Source organism: Acinetobacter sp. Tr-809 (assembly GCF_011753255.1).
Taxonomy (GTDB): Bacteria; Pseudomonadota; Gammaproteobacteria; order Pseudomonadales; family Moraxellaceae; genus Acinetobacter.
The window spans coordinates 79,628-101,923 of record NZ_VWVZ01000002.1; the positions used below are offsets into that span (position 1 = coordinate 79,628).

General features: G+C 40.8%; 22 protein-coding genes. 12 read left to right on the forward strand and 10 right to left on the reverse strand.

All coding sequences use genetic code 11. From position 1 onward, the window contains the following. Positions 1-2 precede the first annotated feature (2 nt). From nuoN to F3J02_RS04515, 4 genes are all read left to right on the forward strand, one after another. Positions 3-1,499 carry an NADH-quinone oxidoreductase subunit NuoN gene (nuoN, locus tag F3J02_RS04500; protein ID WP_004804782.1) on the forward strand — a complete coding sequence of 499 codons (1,497 nt, stop codon included), beginning with the start codon at positions 3-5 and terminating at the stop codon, positions 1,497-1,499. A gap of 106 nt (positions 1,500-1,605) precedes the next feature. After that, positions 1,606-2,241, forward strand: coding sequence for a uracil phosphoribosyltransferase (gene upp / locus F3J02_RS04505; protein WP_017402053.1), 636 nt, complete (start codon positions 1,606-1,608; stop codon positions 2,239-2,241). A 123-nt stretch (positions 2,242-2,364) separates the two neighbouring features. Further along, entirely contained in the window at positions 2,365-2,655 is a 291-nt protein-coding gene (locus F3J02_RS04510; protein ID WP_005191262.1) for a cold shock domain-containing protein, read from the forward strand. 356 nt (positions 2,656-3,011) lie between these two features. Then, entirely contained in the window at positions 3,012-5,156 is a 2,145-nt protein-coding gene (locus F3J02_RS04515) for a TonB-dependent receptor (RefSeq protein WP_171526042.1), read from the forward strand. 55 nt (positions 5,157-5,211) lie between these two features. On the opposite strand, the gene gigC is transcribed toward F3J02_RS04515, so the two are convergent. Then, positions 5,212-6,096: a LysR family transcriptional regulator GigC gene (gene gigC, locus F3J02_RS04520; RefSeq protein WP_167247922.1), complete on the reverse strand. Its 885-nt coding sequence runs from the start codon at positions 6,094-6,096 to the stop codon at positions 5,212-5,214. A 112-nt stretch (positions 6,097-6,208) separates the two neighbouring features. Here gigC and F3J02_RS04525 point away from each other — a divergent pair, with 112 nt between their 5' ends. Then, on the forward strand, positions 6,209-6,970 hold the full coding sequence (locus F3J02_RS04525) for a ferredoxin--NADP reductase (protein ID WP_167247923.1): 762 nt from the start codon (positions 6,209-6,211) through the stop codon (positions 6,968-6,970). Between the two features lie 22 nt (positions 6,971-6,992). Here the strand turns inward: F3J02_RS04525 and F3J02_RS04530 are convergent, their stop codons facing one another. After that, complete coding sequence (locus F3J02_RS04530; protein ID WP_004804795.1) at positions 6,993-7,415, reverse strand: hypothetical protein; 423 nt, start codon at positions 7,413-7,415, stop codon at positions 6,993-6,995. A gap of 204 nt (positions 7,416-7,619) precedes the next feature. Here F3J02_RS04530 and F3J02_RS04535 point away from each other — a divergent pair, with 204 nt between their 5' ends. The 3 genes from F3J02_RS04535 to F3J02_RS04545 all read left to right on the forward strand — a co-directional run bounded on the left by F3J02_RS04535 (position 7,620) and on the right by F3J02_RS04545 (position 10,037). Further along, a complete protein-coding gene (locus tag F3J02_RS04535; protein WP_167247924.1) occupies positions 7,620-7,820 on the forward strand; it encodes a hypothetical protein in 201 nt (66 codons plus the stop codon). A 229-nt stretch (positions 7,821-8,049) separates the two neighbouring features. Beyond that, positions 8,050-9,645 (forward strand): mechanosensitive ion channel, encoded by a 1,596-nt coding sequence (locus F3J02_RS04540; protein ID WP_167247925.1) that lies wholly within the window; start codon positions 8,050-8,052, stop codon positions 9,643-9,645. Positions 9,646-9,857: 212 nt separating this feature from the next. Continuing rightward, the gene (locus F3J02_RS04545) at positions 9,858-10,037 is read left to right on the forward strand and encodes a hypothetical protein (RefSeq protein WP_004804800.1); all 180 of its coding nucleotides are present in this window, start codon (positions 9,858-9,860) and stop codon (positions 10,035-10,037) included. Between the two features lie 49 nt (positions 10,038-10,086). On the opposite strand, the gene F3J02_RS04550 is transcribed toward F3J02_RS04545, so the two are convergent. After that, positions 10,087-11,283, reverse strand: a complete 1,197-nt coding sequence (locus F3J02_RS04550) for an NAD(P)/FAD-dependent oxidoreductase (RefSeq protein WP_167247926.1) — start codon at positions 11,281-11,283, stop codon at positions 10,087-10,089. A gap of 141 nt (positions 11,284-11,424) precedes the next feature. Between F3J02_RS04550 and F3J02_RS04555 the strand changes: the two genes are divergently transcribed. After that, positions 11,425-11,790 (forward strand): DUF4870 family protein, encoded by a 366-nt coding sequence (locus F3J02_RS04555; protein WP_167247927.1) that lies wholly within the window; start codon positions 11,425-11,427, stop codon positions 11,788-11,790. Between the two features lie 43 nt (positions 11,791-11,833). On the opposite strand, the gene F3J02_RS04560 is transcribed toward F3J02_RS04555, so the two are convergent. The 4 genes from F3J02_RS04560 to F3J02_RS04575 all read right to left on the reverse strand — a co-directional run bounded on the left by F3J02_RS04560 (position 11,834) and on the right by F3J02_RS04575 (position 16,168). Beyond that, complete coding sequence (locus F3J02_RS04560; protein ID WP_167247928.1) at positions 11,834-12,700, reverse strand: 1-aminocyclopropane-1-carboxylate deaminase/D-cysteine desulfhydrase; 867 nt, start codon at positions 12,698-12,700, stop codon at positions 11,834-11,836. Positions 12,701-12,766: 66 nt separating this feature from the next. Further along, entirely contained in the window at positions 12,767-13,834 is a 1,068-nt protein-coding gene (locus F3J02_RS04565) for an HlyD family secretion protein (protein ID WP_228284336.1), read from the reverse strand. Positions 13,835-13,959: 125 nt separating this feature from the next. Next, positions 13,960-15,606: an MFS transporter gene (locus tag F3J02_RS04570; protein WP_167247929.1), complete on the reverse strand. Its 1,647-nt coding sequence runs from the start codon at positions 15,604-15,606 to the stop codon at positions 13,960-13,962. Positions 15,607-15,619: 13 nt separating this feature from the next. Then, entirely contained in the window at positions 15,620-16,168 is a 549-nt protein-coding gene (locus F3J02_RS04575) for a TetR/AcrR family transcriptional regulator (RefSeq protein ID WP_167247930.1), read from the reverse strand. A gap of 186 nt (positions 16,169-16,354) precedes the next feature. Here F3J02_RS04575 and F3J02_RS04580 point away from each other — a divergent pair, with 186 nt between their 5' ends. Together F3J02_RS04580 and F3J02_RS04585 are read left to right on the forward strand one after the other, a co-directional pair. Continuing rightward, complete coding sequence (locus F3J02_RS04580; RefSeq protein ID WP_167247931.1) at positions 16,355-17,032, forward strand: DUF1345 domain-containing protein; 678 nt, start codon at positions 16,355-16,357, stop codon at positions 17,030-17,032. Positions 17,033-17,132: 100 nt separating this feature from the next. Then, positions 17,133-17,888 (forward strand): class I SAM-dependent methyltransferase, encoded by a 756-nt coding sequence (locus tag F3J02_RS04585; protein ID WP_167247932.1) that lies wholly within the window; start codon positions 17,133-17,135, stop codon positions 17,886-17,888. Positions 17,889-17,946: 58 nt separating this feature from the next. Here the strand turns inward: F3J02_RS04585 and F3J02_RS04590 are convergent, their stop codons facing one another. Continuing rightward, positions 17,947-19,569 (reverse strand): oleate hydratase, encoded by a 1,623-nt coding sequence (locus F3J02_RS04590; RefSeq protein ID WP_167247933.1) that lies wholly within the window; start codon positions 19,567-19,569, stop codon positions 17,947-17,949. 401 nt (positions 19,570-19,970) lie between these two features. Here F3J02_RS04590 and F3J02_RS04595 point away from each other — a divergent pair, with 401 nt between their 5' ends. Continuing rightward, positions 19,971-20,552: a LysE family translocator gene (locus F3J02_RS04595; protein WP_171526043.1), complete on the forward strand. Its 582-nt coding sequence runs from the start codon at positions 19,971-19,973 to the stop codon at positions 20,550-20,552. Positions 20,553-20,614: 62 nt separating this feature from the next. On the opposite strand, the gene F3J02_RS04600 is transcribed toward F3J02_RS04595, so the two are convergent. Together F3J02_RS04600 and F3J02_RS04605 are read right to left on the reverse strand one after the other, a co-directional pair. After that, complete coding sequence (locus tag F3J02_RS04600; RefSeq protein WP_167247934.1) at positions 20,615-21,592, reverse strand: MBL fold metallo-hydrolase; 978 nt, start codon at positions 21,590-21,592, stop codon at positions 20,615-20,617. Between the two features lie 193 nt (positions 21,593-21,785). After that, complete coding sequence (locus F3J02_RS04605; RefSeq protein WP_167247935.1) at positions 21,786-22,229, reverse strand: hypothetical protein; 444 nt, start codon at positions 22,227-22,229, stop codon at positions 21,786-21,788. Positions 22,230-22,296: the final 67 nt, after the last annotated feature.

The following is a 22,296-nucleotide window of genomic DNA, read 5'->3' on the forward strand; positions in this document are numbered from 1 at the left end:
TCATGAACTTCACAATTTCTTTTTCTGAGCTAATGCCACTTGCTCCTGTGATGATTGTGGCTTTGACCGCAATCGTCGTGATGTTATTAACTGCGATTAAGCGTAATCACAATCTGATTGCAACAACTTCGGTTGTGGGTTTAAACCTTGCTGCAATTTATATTGGATACACCATGTTTAGTGGGCACTTTGCACCAGTAAACGTGATGGGCATGTTCATGGTTGATCCATTTACCATGCTCTATCAATTCCTGATTCTGATTGCTGCTTTAGCGTGCTGTACTTTATCTCATGCCTATATTGAGACCTATAAGGACAACCGCGAAGAGTTGTATATCTTGTTACTGTGTTCAGTGACAGGTGCAATGTTGTTGGTTTCAAGCTCACACTATGCAGCATTCTTCATCAGCCTAGAGTTGATGTCGATTCCTGTATACGGCATGTTGGCGTATACCTATCAACGTAGTCAGTCTTTGGAAGCGGGGATTAAATACCTTGTACTTTCAGCGACTGCTTCTGCAATGTTGCTCATGGGTATGGCGTATATCTATGCATATACAGGTTCATTGTCGTTCTATGACTCTGTTCAGGCATTGTTTACTGCAATCAAACAACCAATGGTGTTATTGGGCTTAGGTTTAATCATCTTTGCTGTTGCATTCAAACTTTCACTTGCACCATTCCATAAATGGACGCCAGATGTATATGCAGGTGCGCCAGCACCTATGGCAACCTTCTTGGCAACGGCTGCGAAAGTTGCAACGATTGGTTTATTTGTACGTTACTTACTGACTTCTGGTGCAATCTTGGTTGAATCATTAGTGACAGTCATTACCATCATTGCGGTATTGTCGATCGTGGTGGGTAACTTACTTGCAGTTCGTCAAGTCAACTTGAAACGTATCTTGGGTTATTCATCGATTGCACACTTCGGTTATTTGTTGATTGCTTTAATCAGCATGACTTACGCAAGTCTTGGTAGTGTGACTGTTTATGTAATTACCTATGTATTGACCACAATCGGTGCATTTGGTGCGGTTGCATTAATGTCGAGCCCGTATAACAACGTCGATGAAGCACAAAGCCTTGCCGACTACCGTGGTTTGTTCTGGCGCCGTCCGATCTTGACTGCAACATTAACTGTGATGATGCTGTCTTTAGCAGGTATTCCATTAACAGCGGGCTTCATTGGTAAGTTCTTGGTGGTGATGGCTGCGGTGACAACGCAACACTGGTTCTTGGCTGCAATGATCGTGGTGGGTAGTGGTATCGGTTTGTACTACTACTTACGTGTGATGGTGGTGATGTATATGACTCCACCAGATGTACCACGTATTGATGCTGATGCCCATTGGGGAAGCAAGGTCGGTGGTCTTATGGTCCTTGCTGCTGCGTTATTGGTATTGGTGATGGGTGTTTATCCAGATCCAATGATTAACTTGGCATTGAAGGCAGAGATCCTTTCTCCATTGCACTTTATGTTGTCTCAACAACAGTAATCGTCGGATTTGTACAAAAAAGCCTCCAAAGTTGGAGGCTTTTTTATTGATGAGTAAAAAAACACTTTATAATGGAGTGAGATTAATATTACCTAGGTACTCATTCGTGTCGATTCAAGAAATCCGTCATCCGCTTATTCGCCATAAACTTGGTTTATTACGTCGTTCAGATATTAGTACCAAGAACTTCCGTGAATTAGCGCAAGAAGTCACGATGTTACTGACTTATGAAGCAACAAAGGATCTTCCTGTTGTTGATCATGAAATTGATGGGTGGGCAGGGAAAGTCTCAACTCAGCGTATCGCAGGGAAGAAAATCACCATTGTTCCTATCTTGCGTGCTGGTATTGGTATGCTTGAGGGCGTTCTTAGCCTGATCCCAAGCGCGAAAGTGAGTGTCTTAGGTTTAGAGCGTGATGAAGCGACATTAGAAGTGCGCACGTACTATAAGAAGTTAGTGCCTGATGTTGCCAATCGCTTAGCCATGATTATTGATCCAATGCTTGCAACGGGTAATTCTTTAATTGCTGCAATTGATGTATTGAAAGCAAGTGGCTGTAAAGATATTCGTGTCATGGTCTTGGTTGCTGCGCCAGAAGGTGTTGCGAAAGTAGAAGCTGCACATCCAGATGTGTTGATCTATACCGCATCGATTGACCAAGGTCTGAATGAAGAAGGCTATATTGTTCCTGGTCTAGGTGATGCTGGCGACAAGATTTTTGGTAGTGTTCAAAAAGACTGATTTTTGGAACATTCATAAAAAGAGACTTGATCTCATCCTGATGTTGTTTTAGGGATAGATTGAAAGTCTCTTTTTTATTTTTATATACTGTGATGATCAGATTTGCAAAGTAGGATAAATGTCATGAAGCAAGAGTTCTATCAGGGAAAAATTAAACAATATAATCCAGACAAAGGTTTTGGCTTTATTGGGACCTCTGAAGGGGATGTGTTTTTTCATATTTCCGAGTATCCAGCTGGTGGCGAACCGAAAAGAAATGAAAAAGTGAAATTTGTGGTCGTTGAAAATGACGGAAAGTACAAAGCCACAAAAATAGAGCTTGTTGATCCAAATCCAGCGAAAACCAGAAAAACTAAAATAGCAACGCACAATAATTCGATTACAACCGAGTTGTTATCAAATTTCAGACGCTAATTTTTTGTGATGGTTTGATTTAAACTTGGTTTTAAATTTCAAGAGAGAAGAGGCATTTAGCCTCTTTTTCTTTCTATAGGGTCTAAATACGATCGCCTCTTCATTGCTTTATTGTGGCTAATCAACTGTTGAAGTAAGTCCGAGAGGCAAAAAGCATTTCATCGGTTATTAAGCTAAGAATAAATTATGTGAATTCTCATCATGAGATTTTTATATTTATTAAATAAATGGGTATTATTTTATTAATGATTTTTATTATCATTTGTTAGTTTATCTTATATACTGTGATCAAATTTTTATCGGGGTTTGATCACTTGAAAAAGAATATATTATTTTTATCTCTTATCGCACTACCAATGTTTGCTGTTGCAGATGACAATACTGTTTTACCAACGATTACGGTAAAAGCAGATTCTCAAGCAACAGACGCAACGGGCAAACTTAAAAAAGATGCGACCTTAGGTATTCTCGGTGAGAAAGCAGTATTGGATACACCATTTAGTATTCAGTCATATACAGAACAGGCAATTAAAGATAAGCAAGCCGATTCGATCGCAGGCATTCTTAAAAATGATCCAAGTATTCGTACTACCACCAACAGCGGTCATTTAAACGAAAACTTCATGATTCGTGGTTTTGCCGTGACATGGGAAGATGCCAATATCAATGGTTCTTATGGTATGTCACCAAGTGGTCGTACCCCGACTGATATTTTAAGCTCTGCAAGTGTCTTAAAAGGACCAAATGCGTTGATTGCTGGGATGGCTCCGGGCGGTAGCGTTGGTGGTGTGGTGATGGCGACGACCAAACGTGCTGATCGTGATTTGACTCAAGTGTCTGCCATGTATGAAGATGGTGGCTATTACAAATCAGGTTTTGATGTGGCTCGTCGTTTTGGTGAAAATAATGAGTTTGGTGCACGTGTCAGTGCGACCTATGGACAAGGTGAACATATTGTTGATGGTTTAGAAGATAAAAATACCGCCGCTGTATTAGCACTCGATTATACCACTGATCAAGCCAAAGTTAACTTCGATGCCTATACCACACGCGATAGTCGTGATGGTGGTTCACCAGCAATGATCTCTTTTGCAAGCTTAGAACGTGTTCTATCTGCGCCAGATGGCAAGCTGAATTATTTCCCGCATTTAGAAGGTATGCAAAGTGCCAATTATGTAGGCTTATCGGGTGAATATAAACTTTTACCGAATCTAAAAGCATTTGCTGGTGCTGGGTTCAATGAACGCGAATATCGTGGGCACTTGTTCGGTACCCGTATGGTTGTACGAAATTTAGCTGCAAATTATTGTGGCCCTTTAACAGGTAATAAATGCCTAGGCAATGCCAACCCCTTAGTTGCTGAGAATGGCGATGCGTTGTCACAATATTACCGTGTTGGTTCAAAAGAACATAACACCACATTTAATGCTGGCTTAGAAGGTCAAATTTTCACGGGTGATATTTCTCATACCTTGGCATTCCGTGCTGATTATTTAAAACGTAAATATAGCCAACATAAAGGACGTGGAGCAGCGGAGGTTTACTTCCCGACCAATATTTATAATCCAAGTAGCGAAGGGCATATGCCCAATACATGGCCTGAGATTGTTCCAACTGCGGATGATGTATATGTCAGCTACAGTTTGAGTGATCAAATTTCTATGCTTGATGACAAGCTACAGTTTATTTTAGGTGTACGCTATCAAGACATGAATTTAAAAGCGCTTACGACCAATACAAAACTGAAGGATGACAAAGTATCTCCAAGTGCTGCGATTGTTGTGAAACCTTTTGGTGAAGAAACCTCATTCTATGCCAGCTATGTCGAAGGCCTAGTTAGAGGGGCAACCGTGAATGTACCTACGGATGTCAATTACAATAAAACCTTTGCACCTTTTGAAAGTAAGCAATATGAAATTGGAGCGAAATATCAAGGTGAGCGTTGGTTACATACTCTAGCACTGTATCAAATTAAAAAACCAAGCACGATGACGGATACAACCTATCGTGATCCAAATGATAAAACCATTACCCAAATAACAACCGATGGTGCGAAGACTGAATCCAAAGGGGTTGAATACGGCTTTTCCGGTAAAGTCACTGACGACCTGATTGTTTACGGTAATCTGGCTTATATCGATACCGAATATAAAAAAGCTGCCATCAACCAAGGTAATATAATTGAAGGAACACCAGAATTTACCGCAGGTGTTGGTGTGGATTACCAAATTCCAATGGTTGAAGGCTTAAGTGTCAATGCTTTTGTAACTTATATTGATGACCAATATTTAACGGCTGATAATAAGCTGAAATTACCTGATTATACTTTGGTTGATTTAGGTGCGAAGTATGCAACTAAACTTGGTGGTGTAAATACAACGTTCCGTGCCAATGTTGATAATGTTGCTGATAAAAAATATTGGGATGGTGTGTTTACCAGTGGCTTTACCACAGTAGGTGCAGGTCGTACCTATAAACTCGGTGTTAGCTTCGATTTCTAAATCGAGCGACAATAAAAAACGCTTCCCATCGGAAGCGTTTTTTTATTAGGATGAATTAAACCTGATTTTCGCAGAATTGCAAAAAGGCTTTTAAACCTGGTCCTTGGTATTTTTGACGATGCACTAACATATAAAGAGGGCGGGTTAATTGCCAGAATGGGGTATCCAAGATTACCAGCTGGCCTTTTTCTTGTAGCGGCTCAATTGCCAACCTCGACACGCATGACATGCCTAAACCACCCGCGACAATTTTTAAAATCGCTTCATTATGACCCAGCGTTAAACGGATATTGGCATCGGGAAGGTCTTGCAAAATTGCATTATCAAACACTTCACGTGTACCAGAGCCTTCCTCACGTAGAATCCACTCCACATCTAGGAAATCAGTTGGACTCACGGGGCGATTCAGTTGTGCTAAAGGATGATCAGGCGCACAACATACGGCCAGCTCATCATCACGCCAATGGATACATTGCAGTTGAGGTAAATGACAAGAACCTTCAATTAAAGCTAAATCAAGTTGAAATTGATTCACCGCTTCAATCATTTGACGGGTATTGCCCACTTGCAGTTGCAGGTGTGCTTGAGGATGACGTTGTAAAAAGTCAGCCATCAAATCAGGCATCAAATAGTCACTAATGGTGAGCGTTGCACCTAAACGTAGGTCAATACTTTGGAGTTCCCCTTTAGCTGCTTGCTCAAACGATTCACAGCGACCTAAAATTTCCAAAGCTTGCGGGAGTAAGAAACGTCCCAAATCATTGAGTTGTAATCGTTTTCCTAAACGGTCAAACAGCGGTGCACCCAGTCCATCTTCTAAATCAGCTAAAGCCATACTTGCCGCACTTTGTGTGAGTCGGACAGCATCACTCGCTTTGGTAACAGTTCCTTCCTGAGCGACCGCCACGAAAACAGCCAACTGGCGTAATGTCATGCGCATGTTAAAAGCCTTAACGTATTGAGGATCTCATCGATTTAACAGATCCTAAGAGTATTCATGATTTATCTGATCATGCTAACATGAGCGCACTGTTTCGTGCCACGTTCTCATCATGTCAATTGAAAAATTTAGCGTAGAAAAGGTTTTATCTGTACACCGTTGGACTCATAATCTTTTTAGCTTCACCATGACTCGTCCAGCACACTTTAAATTTACCGCAGGGCAGTTTGCTCGTATTGGTTTAATGGTTGAAGGGGAACTGGTTGTTCGTGCTTATTCAGTTGTATCTTCACCCTTCGATGAAACTTTAGAATTCTTTTCAATTGTTGTGCCTGATGGTGCTTTTACTTCGAATCTGCAACACCTCAAAGTTGGTGATGAGTTGTATCTGGAAAAAATTTCCTATGGTTATTTAACGCTGGCACGTTATCAACAGCCATTACCGCAGGATTTATGGTTATTGGGAACAGGGACGGGACTTGCACCGTTTTTATCGATGTTACAAGATTTTGAGACATGGAATAAATATCAGCAGATCAATCTGGTGTATAGCGTACGTACTGAATCTGAGTTGGCTTATGTCGAGCGTATCCAAGAGATTGCAGCCGTATTTGGCGAAGGGCATACGGGCTTTAAGTTCATTCCAATCATTACTCGTGATCCGAATGCAGCCCTGCATGATCGTTTGCCTGTTTTAATTGGCAATGGTGAATTAGAAAAAGCAGCAGGACTCTCTTTTAACCGAGATAGTAGTCATGTGATGCTATGTGGTAATCCACAAATGGTGGAAGATACCAAAGAAGCGCTGAAGCAACGTGGTTTAATTATGAATCGCCGTGGTGAAGGGAATATTGCCGTAGAGAATTATTGGTAGAAAAGTGATAAATGGATATGTCTTAATGTACAAACATATCCATAAATTCACGAATTTCTTGAATGGCGGTATCGACATCTGTGGTTAACCAGGTGGGTTCAAACAAGCCGATATAATGCTCTAGACGATCTTGTGGGACGACCAGACGGACAGGGCAATCCTCTTCGAGTAACCGCCAAGGTAGAATTGGAACTTCATTATCCAAAAATGGTTGTACATTGCGAATATCGACAATCATGGCATTGATACAATCAGGCAATGGCATTACCGAAAACTCTTCTGTACGACGACGAAAGTATTCTAAATCGCCCCATTTCAGAATATAGCTCGGCTTATTGAACTCAATAATTCCAATCAAATGTTCATCGCGTGTGTGATGTAAAAAACATTGATGAGTAACATCAGTGTCTAATTCAAGAGAAACGCTTTGTTGGCTATAGGACATAAAGCAGAACGGCTGAGAAATGAGTCGCGTATTATAGCTTATTTTTATCGTATTCTAAAACCGACTATATTTTAAACAAAAAATAAATAAAAAAAAGTAGAGTTATGCAACCAGTGCAACGATAGTCCGAAGCTTTTTCACACAATGCAACACTGGGTATTGCTAAGATAAAACTTGAAAAGTAAAAGGATGAGGGCTGCTATCATGCATGATTTTAGTAAGCCACAGCCTCATGTGGCTAGCAAAGAAGAAATAACCAAAAAGAGAAGATTACCCGTTTATATTCTGATTTTAGTGGGAATCTTCCTGATTGCATTACTTGTATATATGGTTGCTGATCATTCAGCCAATCCAACTGCTCAAGTGGTTATGTCACATATGCAGTCGGCCATTCTGAATGCTTAAGTAAGCATATCTTTAGACCAAAACCAATTCATCATAAAGCTCATTGATGTGAATCAATGAGCTTTTTTGCAAAATTATGAGACCTTTTTGTTGTATTAGTGCAGCCATTGATTGATTGGAAAATAGACAAAAATTAAGGTGGAAGCATCCATAAATCATGTTCTTCTTTGCAGAACGTTCTTAGGTGGATGTGTATCAAGATTTAAAAACACAATATAAGGATAACAACATGAATGATTTTTTTAGTGACCCCTCCAATCGTGGAGGATTTGATGCAATGTATTATTGGGATCAGTTTCATCCTATTTTTGCTGCAGTTGTCATCCTACTTGTAGGGTGGATTGTTGCTTTAGTGATTGCGGCAGGTGTTAAAAAATTACTGCAAAAGCTTGATACCAATCATAAATTGTCTTCTGCAACAGGCCGTACTCCAAATATTGAAAATCTAGTCTCCAAACTGGTGTTCTGGTTTGTGATGATTCTTGCTGTCGTAGGCGCTCTTAATGTTCTAAATATCAGTGGTGTTAGCGATCCATTTAGCAATATGGTTGGCCGAGTGCTGGCTTATATACCTAACTTGCTGGCAGCAGTCGCTGTTGGATTCATTGGTTGGATTATCGCGCGTTTAGTTCGTGCAGGGCTGACCAATGTATTGTCTAAAACTGAACTCGACGAGAAGCTGAGTGGTGAAGTTGGTGTGAGTTCTCTCAGCACCAATATTGGTGAGATTTTCTATTGGTTAGTACTATTACTGTTCTTGCCTATTGTCTTATCAATTCTAGGTTTAACAGGGCTTTTAATTCCTGTGCAAAACATGGTGAATGAGGCAATTGCTTATCTACCTAACCTGTTTATTACGGGTGTGATCATTTTCGTGGGCTATGTTTTAGCGAAAATTGTAAGAGGTATTGTTGAAGGGTTAAGTAATAGTTTGGGCTTACAGGCACAAGCTGAAAAAGTCGGCTTATTTAAAAACTCAAATGTAGCTAAGTTCTTAGGTTCATTTGTATTTGCCATTATTATTATTACGACTTTAATTGTGGCCTTTGAAGCCTTGGGTATCCAAGCGATTTCTCAACCAGCAACCGCAATGCTCAATCAAATCATGTATGCAATTCCACAAATCATTGCTGCTGGCTTGATTCTAATAGTGGCTTATATTGTATCGCGTTTTGTGGGACGTTTAGTGGCTGAGTTGATTTCGGGCGCTGGCGTAGATGAAATTCCAATGAAGCTTGATTTACAACGTTTCCTTGGACAAACCCGTGTTTCTGACGTAATCGGTTGTTTAATCGTTTTCTTTACCATGCTATTTGCGGTTTCAGAGGCTGCCAATCGACTTGGCTTAGAGCAGGTCAGTGTACTGATCGCAATGTTTATCCAGTTTGGTGCAAGCATCTTACTTGGTGCTGTGATTCTAGTGATTGGCTTCTGGTTGGCTAATGTAGTTGCCAATATCGTACAACGTGGTGAATATAACAGCTCACGTTGGTTAGGCAATCTGGTTCGTATTCTCATTATGGGCTTAGTGATTGCGATGGGTCTAAAAGCCATGGGTATCGCTGATTCCATTGTGAACTTGGCTTTTGGTTTAACACTAGGCTCAGTCGCTGTGGCTTTTGCCTTGGCATTTGGTTTAGGTGGACGTCAACCCGCAGAGCGTTTACTTAGTGATTTGCTAGATAAAGCAAAAACTGAAGGCAATAAACCAAATCCGTTGCATAAGGATGAGGTTAAGCCAGTAGTTCCTGTGAGCCCGACACCAACGTCATCTGATACTCCGACGAATCCAACGCCACCAACACGGCCTTATTCGGATGAATAGTAAAAATAATCTTTGATTTTTCTGATCAATTCGACCACTCTAAGCAGGGTGGTCGTTTTGTTTGTATCAGCGCTATTGGCCTCTGTTTTGGATTGTGATTGGACATTTTGAGTAAGGTTAGAGGGTTTAAATAACAAATTTGACCTCAAAAGCAATTCATTTATAGCTAAAGTATCAATAGTCTCTAAATAAAAAATCTATAGGAGAATGAAATGAAGAGGCCAAATCGAGTATTCGCACCGATTATTATTGCAGGTATTACTGTTGGATTTTTAGCGAGTGCTTATAAGTTCGTTGTTGCTAAATCAAACTCTTCTAAAGAGAGACCCATTGAAAATACACAGCAAATCGCAACTTCAGAAGCTGCTAACTCTTCAGACCACCAAAACTGAAACAGACTGAATTGAAAAAGTCCGAAGTGCTGTAATTGATAAGGTCATATCAGACAAATTGAGCTGCTGCCTGTGCAGAAGACCATGCCCATTGGAAGTTATAGCCGCCTAAGTGGCCAGTAACATCCAGCACTTCACCGATAAAATATAAACCTTTCTGTTTTTTGCTTTCCATAGTTTTGGAAGAAACTTCACTGGTATCTACACCACCCAATGTTACCTCAGCAGTACGATAACCCTCAGTACCTGATGGTTTTACCGTAAATGCATGCAATTGTGCTGCTATATGCTCGAGCTGTGCATCACTGAGGTTACCAATGGCTGTTTCGCTTTGCTCAGCCCAAATCAGTTGTTGTAACTCCAGTACGATACTTTTGGCGGTAAATTCACTGATTAAAGTGCGTAGCAGAACTTTAGGCTGTGATTTTTTCTTATCTTTAAAGAATTGATTGAAATCTTGGCTTGGGAAGAAATCAATCTTGAAGCTTTCTCCAATGTGCCAGTAGTTGGAAAGTTGTAACGAACTTGGACCACTGAGACCACGATGGGTAAACAACAAAGCTTCAGTAAATTGATGACGATCATTGACCAAGGTTGCATCTAAGGCATTGCCGCTTAAACGTGTAGTCACTTCTTTAAAATGATCGGAGAAGGTGAATGGAACCAGACCTGCACGGGTTGGATAAACATGATGTCCAAACTGTTGTGCAAGTTCATAACCAAAGCCTGAACCGCCGAGGGTTGGAATAGAGAGTCCACCTGTTGCTACTACTACAGATTCACAGTGATAAGTCCCTTGACTGGTTTCAATAATAAAACTTGAGTCCCCTTGAGCTTTAACCTGTTGAACTTCACAATGGGTTTGAATCTGCACCCGTTTGGCTTTGTCACATTCTGAGAGCAAAAGTTCCAGAATTTCTTTAGATCCTTTCAGTGTGAACAATTGACCATGTTTACGTTCTTCATATTCAATACCGTATTCACAGACCAAACCAATAAAATCCCAATTGGTATAGCGGGTGAGGGCTGAAATGACGAAATGTGGATTTTCAGAAAGATAATTAGCAGGCTCGACATCCAAATTGGTAAAGTTACATTTACCACCACCTGACATTAAAATCTTTTTACCAACTTTATTGGCTTTCTCCAAGACTACAACTGAGCGCCCACGTTTGCCTGCTTCTGCAGCCAACATCAAGCCCGATGCACCTGCACCTAAAACAACAACATCAACTTGATGAACCATGGGAGAAATACTCGAGAGAGGAAAAGCGGGCAATTATAAAAGATTTAAAGCCTTTTGAGTATGTTGATTGTTTGATTAAAAAATATACTTTTAAAATCAAAGCATGTTATAAATTTGGTCTCTATAGAGGGGATTAGAATAATGAACGATAAGATATTTTTAGAGAATACACCGCCAGAAAGGCAAGATCAGTTACGCCAATATACTTTGATCATCTATGTATTGTATGCAGTCAGTATTTTTGTCGGCTTGACCAGTATCGCTGCCATTATTATGAATTATATGAAACGTGATGAGGTACAAGGGACATGGTTGGCCAGCCATTTTGAGTGGCAAATCAAAACTTTCTGGGTCACTTTCATTACCGCGATCATTGGTTTTATTTTGTCCTTTGTATTGATTGGTATTCCTATTCTATTTGCGATATCGATTTGGTTTATTTATCGCATCGTCAAAGGCCTAGTGCTGTTTATGGACAATAAGGCAATTGGTGATGGTTGGTTTTAATCATCCCGTTTAATTGGATCGAAAGTCACTTGAGAGTGACTTTTTATTTTAAGCGGCCTTGTAGTCCACCTGTATGAATTGCCAAAATACGGGTATTTTCAGGAAAATGCTGGTTTTGAATTAAGTCGAATAGCCCCATCATCATTTTAGCGGTATATACCTGTTCTAATGGAATTGCATATTGCTGTTCAAAATACCGCATAAATTGTAGTAGTTCTGGATTGGTTTTAGCGTAGCCACCACAGCAATAGGTATCGGTTAAAGACCAGTTGCGTTTATCTGTCCATTGTTGAATATCTTGCTTTAAAAAGTCTCCCTTCAATGCAGAAAACCCTAAAATCTGTTGTTGATCTGAACTACTTTTAATCAGTCCTGCAATGGTTCCACCTGTTCCAACCGCACAACAAATCACATCATAATTTTCCCGATCATCTTCGCTTAAAATTTCCTGTGTTCCTTGTAGTGCAAGTGCATTGCTGCCACCTTCTGGAACAATAAAGGCTTGCGGATATCGCTGTTGTAGTTGTTGTAAATAGTCAGCTTCATAACGCAGTCGGTACTCGGCTCGGCTGACAAAATGCAATTGCATGCCAAAATCGTGTGCAGTTTGCAGTGTAGGATTTAAGTCTTGTGAGCCAAGTTCTTCTCCACGAATGATACCAATACTTTGAAAGCCAAAGCGCTGCGCGGCATAGGCGGTTGCAGCGATATGATTTGAGAATGCACCCCCAAATGTCAGTACTTGGGACAAACCTTGTTGTTGTGCTGCAAGGAGGTTGTATTTCAACTTATAAAATTTATTACCTGAAATATGAGGATGAATCAGGTCCAGACGCTTAATGCTCAGTTGAACTGAATAGGGAAGTTGTAATGTTTGATTGGGTGTGGGAAAAGCAATGTGATCAAACATTTTCGAACAAGGGAAATGGATTTGATCACATTGTAAATGTATTTGATTGAGAATGTCAGTCTTGTCTTAAGAGTCGGTATCCACGGAGGTAATCACAGACATTCCAGGACGCAAGTTTTCGATGCCTTTTTGATTTGGATCTATCGCAATACGTACTGAAATGCGTTGTACCACTTTGGTGAAGTTGCCTGTTGCATTATCAGGTTTGAGCACACTAAATTCAGAGCCTGCCGCTGGGGAAATCTGCTCAACATGTCCAGTAAATTTTTGGTGATTCATGGCATCGACGGTGAAATAGGCTTGTTGTCCAATTTTCATATTGGCAATTTGAGTTTCCTTAAAGTTGGCGATCACCCACGTTTGTTTTGGAATCAGATAAAGCAATTGTGTTCCTGCCGCAACGTATTGGCCGACACGTGGGTTGACTTCACCCAACTGACCATCCAGTGGTGCAACAATGGTACTGTAATCCTTGGTGGTATTGGCTTGATCAAGTTGAGCTTGCGCGCTATTCACCTGTGCTTTTAAACCTGATTGTGCTACCTGAGCTGTTTTCAAAGCTTCTTGCGCGACTAAGATATTGGCTTCAGCTTGTTTCAGTAAAGCATGATTATTCTGTGCATCGGCTGCTGCTTTATCTTGTTCAGATTTTGAAGCGGCGCCGCTATCGCCAAGTTGCTGATAGCGTTTTAACTGTGCCACAGATAGATCATATTGTGCTTTGATCTGATCAAGTTTGGCTTGGGCTGCTGTGACATCGGCCTGACGTTGCGCAATGGCTTGAGTCTGATTGGCAAGACTATTTTCTGCCTGCTCTACACCAGAAACTGCTTGCGTCACTTTTTGATCATATGTGGTTGCATCGATATGCATCAATACCTGACCTTGTTTGACTTGATCAAAATCTTTAACCAACACATCTTTGATATAACCATTGATCTGTGATGACAGGATGGTGGTTTTACCTTTCACATAACTATTGTCTGTTTGTTCAACCGCTGTATGAAAGGGGCCAATGCGCCATGCCCATAAAATAATGGTGATTCCAACCAACAGCACCAATAGCATCCACCAAAGTGTTGAGCTTTTGGTTTTGATGAGCTTACTGGTGGGTGGAGGAGGCGGTGGTGGCATTTGCACGACAGCTTCTGGTGCTTTTACAGCTTCGGATGTTTCTTTTTGCTCGTTGTCTGGAGCTGAATTATTTTCGGGTTTATCTTGTTCAGACATAATGTTTTCTCAATCAAATACAATAAGGATTAACTGGTTGCTTGCAGGCTTCTTCGGGCTTTGTACTTGTTGCGTACATATTTGAATAATCCCCAAACTAAGAGCACCACAGCAAAAATACCGTTCAATACGATCACATCGTTGTAAGCACGTACCTGTGCTTCACGAGTCACCACTTTATTCAGGTTTTGCAAAGCTTGATTATTTTGTATAACAGGGTCATTGCTATTGACCACGGCACTATGCTGATAAGTTTGTAGACGCTGTGCCACAATTGGATCTGTCGGATCAAGATTACTGTTGATTTCGACTTTATAGTCATAGGTATGACGTTGTTGGTAGGTGTTGAAAAAGGATGAGCCGACCAGACCACCAAAATTTTGAGTCGCAGAAAACAGCACAATAAAGGTCACTACATATTGAGGACCGCGTTGTAAGGTACGCATAAATCCCATGAGTAGCAGTGGACCAATAAACACACCACCAGCGAAGCTGACTAAGAATTGACTACGATAGAAATTGGCTGGGCGCACATCACTGGTGAGGTGATAATCCAGTGCACAGGCAATTAAAATCAGGATTTCAGCAAGGAATAAATTCAGAATCAGCCTTTCACGATGAAAGGTCAGCGCACTAAACACCGAACCCGCAATCGTGCCACAGAAGATCACCACATACAGCGGCACGAATTGATCTGGTCCCATGCCCATGGTTTTAAGAAAATTCACAGCAGCATAGCTTTGCTCTGACATGAGTAAGCGTAAGGCAAAGGCGCTCACCACAAAACTGAGTAAATCTCCCGCCGCTAACCAACGGGTCATAATCAGTGGATTGCTACGATAATGTTCGTAGCTTAATCCCAATACAATCAAGCAAAAACCGACAATTAAGGTATAGGCCAACCATGGACTATCAAACCACCACAAAATCGGACCTTGGGTCAATACAATACACAGGCAGGCAAAGCCAGGGGCGAGCAGTGCAAAGGTAAAGAAATCCTGTTTCTCGAACACTTCCAAGCGCAAGCTACGTGGCAGTTTTAATGCAACGACCATAGCAAAACAGCAAATCGCCAAACCCAATTCAAAGGTATAAATCACGTCCCATTGATTGGCGCTGAGCAGAAAAGGGGAAATAATCCAAGCCAAAGGCAGACCGAGTTGCTGAAATCCAAAGGCTAGATAAATCCCTTTGGCCATATCGGCTTTGCCAAACGCTTGCATGGTGTAATACATGCCTAAGGAGCTTAACGGTGCAGCTGCCAAACCTGCAATAAAACGGACAAAAAGGGCCATCTCATAGGTTTTGACAAAGATATGTAATACCAATACAGCGATAAAAGCTAACAGACCAATTTCTGAAAATAGGCGTAAACCATATTGTTGCCGTGCTTTAAACAAAATCAGGTTAGAACTGACATTGGCCATCACATAGGCAGCAGGGAGCCATGCTGCTTGTGAGGGCGTTAAGCCATATTCGCCTTGGAAAATCGGTAAATTGGCAACGATAAAACCATTACTTAAACTGGCTGCAATACAAATAAACAGGCCAATAAAAAAGTAGGCAAAGCGTTTTGGTCGAGCATGTGCAATTGCAGCAGGCGAGCCGGGTAAGGTTGGGCGCTCATCAGCAGACCAATCTGGAGGTGTTTCAAGATAGCGAGGGCTTTTATCCATGTTATTCCTCGAACTAAACTTTTATGCCATTTAATAATAATTCTATTGCCCGTTTGGCTAAGCGAACCTGATCCGAAGCATGATGTCCTTGAAATGACGAACCTAGAATCGCCGTAATCATGGCAAAATCTTGCGGTGTTAAATCTGGTCGACATAATTTGTGTTGTATGGCGCGATCAATCAGTGGTTGTAATGCTTTATCACGTCGCTGATAGATGTTTAGCATGATTGGGTCTTGCCGATCAATAATGCGCCAGTAATCAATCAGTACCACCAGATGTGGTAACTGTTCAATATGACCTTCGATTAAACGAATAAAACCATCATCAAAGTCTTGTAAGGCAAGCGTGCGTTGTTCTAAACGTTCAATTGCACGTTCAAGCAGTGCAGTCATCAGCGCTTTACGATCGCTAAAGTTACGATAAAACGTTGCACGTCCCACGCCAGCATGATCAATAATCGCTTGTAACGGTACATAAACCCCTTGCTTACGGAAGATTTCTTCGGCGGCGTTAAGGAGTTCATCACGATTATGCGCTGCCAATTGCTGACGTTTTGCCATGGCTAAAATTTCTTGGGAGATTTAAGGTGAATTAAACGGACATTTTTGTCCGAAGTAAATATCTACAGAATCTTTATTTTGTTTAATTTCGGTAAAATCGCAGTAATAAGCTATTTTTATAAGACGATACAGTGTTAAAAAATAAGGCTAAATTGCTCATTCATAAAAAATACAAACAGGTGAAAAATGCAAGGACTGATACATCGTTTAGTTAGAGGAATAAAATATCGGCCTTATTTGTCTGCGACATTTTCTTTAGGGCTTTTGATTTATGGGGCTTTACATCTATTCACTCAATGGCATTGGGCGACTTGCTTACAGCTGGGGTGGAATATTGCCATTTGGCTGTACTTATTTCTAACCTTGAAAATGATGTGGCATCTGGATGCAACCCATATTTTACAACGCGCCAAGCAACAGGATGAAGGCAAGTGGATGATCTTGATCGTGGTGCTGATTGCGATAGTGATCTGTTTTATCTCAATTGTGGTGCAATTGGGACATGTGCCTAAAGATCAGCCGATTTTAAAAAGTGCCTTGATTTTACTCACCATCGGGACGATTTTTTCTACTTGGCTATTACTGCATACCTTATTTGCGATCCATTATGCCCATGATTACTACCTTGCCAAAAGTCGTCAGCAAGACGCAGGTTTAGATTTTCCTAAAACCGATCAACCTGATTATCTCGATTTTATTTATTTCAGCTATATCATTGGAACATCTGCGCAGACGGCTGATGTCTCGATTACCAGCTCAGAGCTCAGGCATCTCAATATTTTTCATTGTGTTTTGGCCTTTATTTTCAATACCGTGATTTTGGCTGTTGCGATCAATGTCGCAGCCAGCTTGATTGGCTTATGATTAATAACTTATTTTTATTAATTTAAATAAAAATGATCATTTTTATTTTTGATTTATGTTGGCTATTTTAAATATAGACCGACATCGCAAGGATAAAAATATGAATACCCAGCATCAAGTCAATCAACAACAGTATCAAGATAAATCCCAAGCCTATTTAAATAGCACAGTGCATGCGCAAGGTGTTGAGTTTGCAAAAATGCAGCACTTGATTCAGTCACATCAATTGAAGACCGTGTTGGACTTAGGTTGTGGTGGTGGACATGTGAGCTACCAGATCGCCCCATTTACTGATGAAGTGATTGCTTATGATCTAACGCCGTCGATGGTAGAGATGGTTGCGCAGCAGGCGAAGCAAAAAGGCTTGAACAATGTGAGTGCTCAGCAAGGCGCAGCAGAGTCCTTAGCTTTTGCCGATCAATGCTTTGATTGTGTGATTACTCGCTATTCAGCACATCATTGGCACAACGTGGCGCAGGCGATGGCAGAAATTCGCCGTGTATTGGCACCGCAAGGCAGGGTGATTATTGTCGATATTTTAGGGCACTCAAATCCAGTGATGGATACCTTTTTCCAGACTATTGAAACGATTCGTGATCCAAGTCATGTACGCAATTATAGTTTGCAGGAATGGATGCACTTTGCTGAATCTGCAGTTTTTAGGGTCGAGACTGTTGAAAAGCAATATTTGGATTTAGACTTTGGCAGTTGGACGGAGCGGATGCAAACCCCTGAATATGCGATTCAGACTATTCGTAACCTACAGAAAAAGGCATCGGATCAAACCCAACAGTATTATCAAATTCAGACCGATGGTTCATTCACCAGTGAAGTATTGTATTTGGTTCTTGCTTGATGAGAGCAGTTGAAGTAGATCACCGAGACCTACTTCATTTTTATCATTTCAGAGGCATTTAATGAAATACGGTTTCTAAGGCTTTTAAACCCACTTTAGGGTCGAGCAGACCGTTATAGATTTCAGGAACTTCACGATCCACACCGAAGAATTGATAAATGGCGAGCATGGCGCCACGAATAGAATATTCCACGGTAAACACCACATCATCCTCCAGTTCGATGAATTGACCCAAGAAGGCAAAATTCGCGGCATTCTCTGGAATCAATAGGGGGCGATCACCCGCTTTACGACAGGCAAACAGGGCAGAGGCATAAGGCATCATCACAGTCGTAATATCACTATGTGCCAGTACATGCTCTAGAATATCGTCGAACCCCAATTGATGAATCAACTCAATCAAAATTTCTTGACCTGTGGCTTCACTCATTGGTTTTTTGATGTAGTCACCCATGTGATCAATTTCGAAACCATAGCCCCACAACGTGAATTTACCTTCAGGTAAATCTGCAAAATGCGGTTGTGCTGGAACTACAATTGATAAATGCCAGCCCGACTCAAACCATGTCATGAGTGCACCCGTTCCCGGTTCATTACCTGTGTAATCAATGATGCGTTTAAGCAGCACATCATCATGCAGGGTCAGGGTAAAAGACTTCCATTTATGCTCATCGATATTGCCATAGAACGTCATTGGACGACCAAAATCAGGTGCTTTTTGTGCAAGGGTCTCCCATAAGCGCCAGCCATGATCCTGTCGATCACGAATTAAGGCAGGCACATCATTTTGACCACCATATCGTGAATCCGCTGTGATTGAACCTAGGGTAAATAATGCAAGATCATGTTCACCTAAGATAATCTGCTCAGTACCTTCTGGAAGGTTGAGATAAAGCTTGCTTGCCTTACGTTCTTTAGTCTGTGCATCTTCAACAAAATCAGCGTCGGTAACATAGTTACCAAAACGGACATCCACACCTTGTTCGACTAACCAACGTTGCAAGGGATAAATCATCGAATCATATTGATTGTACTTGGTGCGCTTAACGCCCGCCAAGGTATGGATACGGGGTAATTCTTGAATAAAGCGTAAGAAATAGCGACGTAATTCAGCTGCACTATGCCATTTCTGGAAGGCAAAAGTGGTGCGCCACATCCGCCAAAAATTGCTTTGGAAAAATGCATCATCAAAAAATTCATCAATACGACGACTGCCAATCCGTTCTTCTTTAAGCGCCAACAGGCGCAGCATCTGCGCACGATTCAAGGTGGATAGGCCGAGTTTTTCAGCTTCTGCAATAACATGCTCTGCATCGATTAAACGGGCTTGGGCATGGGTTTTAATCTTGTCATTAAATTCGCGGCATTCTTCACGGACAGAAATGTTTGGATCTTCCAGTGAGGGGATGCTGGAGAATAGATCCCATGTGCAGAGGTAGGTTTCATCTGTTAGCATTCTTCCGCCTCGAGTCACCCATGCATGATTGGGATTGAGTGGGTTATGTCCACCATCCATTGAACCGCCTGAGACCTCAAGTTCTTCTAAAATATGAATGTTTTGGGCAGGTACTTTGGCGTCACGAATGGCAAAGGCTGCCGCCGCCATACCAGCAATACCACCGCCAATAATCCACAGATGTGATTGTGAAGGGTCTAAATTTTTCAATTTTTTAGTTTGCATCTAATGTGCCTCGGTTATCGTTATTGATGAAAATGAATTTAATTCCATAAATTTATTATGGGATTTAAAAAACTAAAAATAAATGAAAGTTACACTAAAATGGATGACAAATTTTGATCATAAAATTAGTTTTATAGAAAAATCGGATACTCGATCCATGAGGGAGATGAATATGTTATTTTTAAGTGTTTGATATTCATTGTAAATTGAGTCTTTGCTCTAGCTAATGACCTTCTAATCAGCTTCTATTGCTTAAAGCTCATAAAAATTGCTGAGATTAGTCAAAATTTTTATATCTTCTAGCTCTGCTTTTTCAGTAAAATTAATATTTGAAAATTATTCTAATCTAGAGGTTTCACTTGGAATCGTTATTGATTTTAGGCTCAATTGCTTTGGCGTTAATGTTGGGTGCGATTAGCCCCGGTCCTACATTTATTTATGTCGCCAAAAACTCAATTGCGATTTCACGTAAGCATGGACTGTTTACCGCCTTGGGAACAGGCACGGGCGCAGCTTTATTTGGTTTGCTTGCGGTGATGGGGTTACAGGCAATTTTATTGGCAGTGCCATCTGCTTATATCGCGCTAAAAATATTTGGTGGTCTGTACTTACTTTGGCTGGCGTATAAAATTATCAAACACGCCAAAGAACCAATGGAAGCGGTGAATGGCACTGTGAATCGCATGAGCTATGCACAAGCCTTTCGTTTAGGGCTGATTACTCAACTCAGTAATCCGAAGATTGCGATTATTCTTGCCAGTATTTTTACCGCCTTATTACCGAAAGAAATACCAAGTTATTACTATGTGGTGTTGCCGATGCTGTGCTTCTTTATTGATGCAGGTTGGTATTCGCTGGTTGCGGTGGCATTGTCAGCAGAAGGCCCACGCAAAGTTTATTTAAAATCTAAATCGCTGTTTGATCGCATCGCAGGCGGTGTGATGACCTTGCTTGGACTAAAGCTGATTTTTGGTATGAAATAATGCAGCAGAAAAAAGCGACCCAATCGGTCGCTTTTTTATTGCTTAGAACCAACGTATCTAACTTAATCTTTAAAATGCACAGGAATCCATTGATAGCTCTTACCATCTGCTGAATAAATATGCCCAATCCCCGGGAAAGGTAAATGTGGTGCGGCAATGGTTTGTCCATTCTTGGCGAAATCAGCAAACTGTTTTAAGCGTGTAGCGACGGCTTTTTTCGGGTCAATATCGTATTCAATCGCAGTTTCGGGTTGATCAAATTGTACGGTATGTGAGTGCACGATATCCCCAATAAACACCACGCTTTCGCCTTTGCTTTTTAATTCATAGCTAAAGTGACCAGGCGTATGTCCCACCGTGTTAATAACTTTAAAACCTTGAATCTCATCACCGAGTTTATAGGTCTTAAAGCGTTGTTTGGCTTGGTATGGGGCAATGGCCTGTTTAATGTGCTTTACGGTTCCTTCATAACCCGCTTGTTTGTCTTTAGGAAGCTTGGCAGCCTGTTTTGGATCTAACCAATAACTGGCTTCATCACTGGAAACGTACACAGTTGCGTTGGGGAAGTTGGCAACACCATCTTTGCTAATGCCACACACATGATCAGGGTGTAAGTGCGTGAGTAAAATGGTATCGACCTGTTCAGGTTTATAGCCTGAAGCTTCTAGATTTTTTAGAATCGAGCCTAAATGTGCACCAAAACAACTGGCTGCACCGCTATCCACTAAAACCAATGATTTTCCTGTATTAACGAGGAAAGCATTGATGGAGGTCTGTACGCCTTTATCCTGATCGGCATAGTATTTCTTTAAGATTTGCTGCACTTGTTGTGGTGAAATATCTTTAAACAAGCTTGGTGACATAAAGTTAGTGCCATCGAGCAGGGCGGTAATTTGTACATCACCGACTTGGTGTTGATAGTAGCCCGCAACCTGTTTTTGTTGTTCAATGATTGGCAGAGTTTTGCTTGTTTCTGCGTGGCTGAGTAAAGGGAAGCAGCTCAAGAATGAGATAGAAAGGAGGAGGGCTGTTTTTTTCATTTATAAATATTCTCAAATTTGGTTGAATTGTCTACTTTTTAGCATGGATATATATTCTTTAAAAGGGAATAATCATTATCGAAGAAACATTATAATCTCAGAATATTTTATTGTTTGTAGTTCCGCTTGGGCTGAAAGAAAGGTACAGCCTGTATTTAGTTTGATAGAGTTTATTCGATTAAAGGTATTAAAATTATTTTGATTTTTTCCATTCAATAACGGCACAAATAGTAGTAATTGGCAGGATGAAAACAAATTGTAGATATAAAAAAGTCAGGAACCAGTCGTGAGCAAATTGTGAAAGTAGCAATAAAAGAGGTGCCCATAATAAACTAGTAAAACAACCGTAAGCGATGGTTTGATATAGATTTGCATTTACTAACTTATCTTTGAATATATGTAAAAATAACTCACCAGTAATATAGGCAGGAATGTAGCCAACAACATAGCCGACTACAATCGCAATTAACATTAAGCAAAGCATAGGAATAACCACACTGGGTGTGATTAAGCTTTGTAAAAAACGGACGGGATGGTCTAAATAAATCAAGATATGGAAACTGATTACAATGATAAATGTTCCAATAGTTGAACCATAACGTGTAAATGTAGTTGTCGCTGAGTTATTTTTATTCATTTTGAGATTCATTTGATTTATTTAAAAATAACATAAAAGGGCTTCCGAAGAAGCCCTTTATATCTTT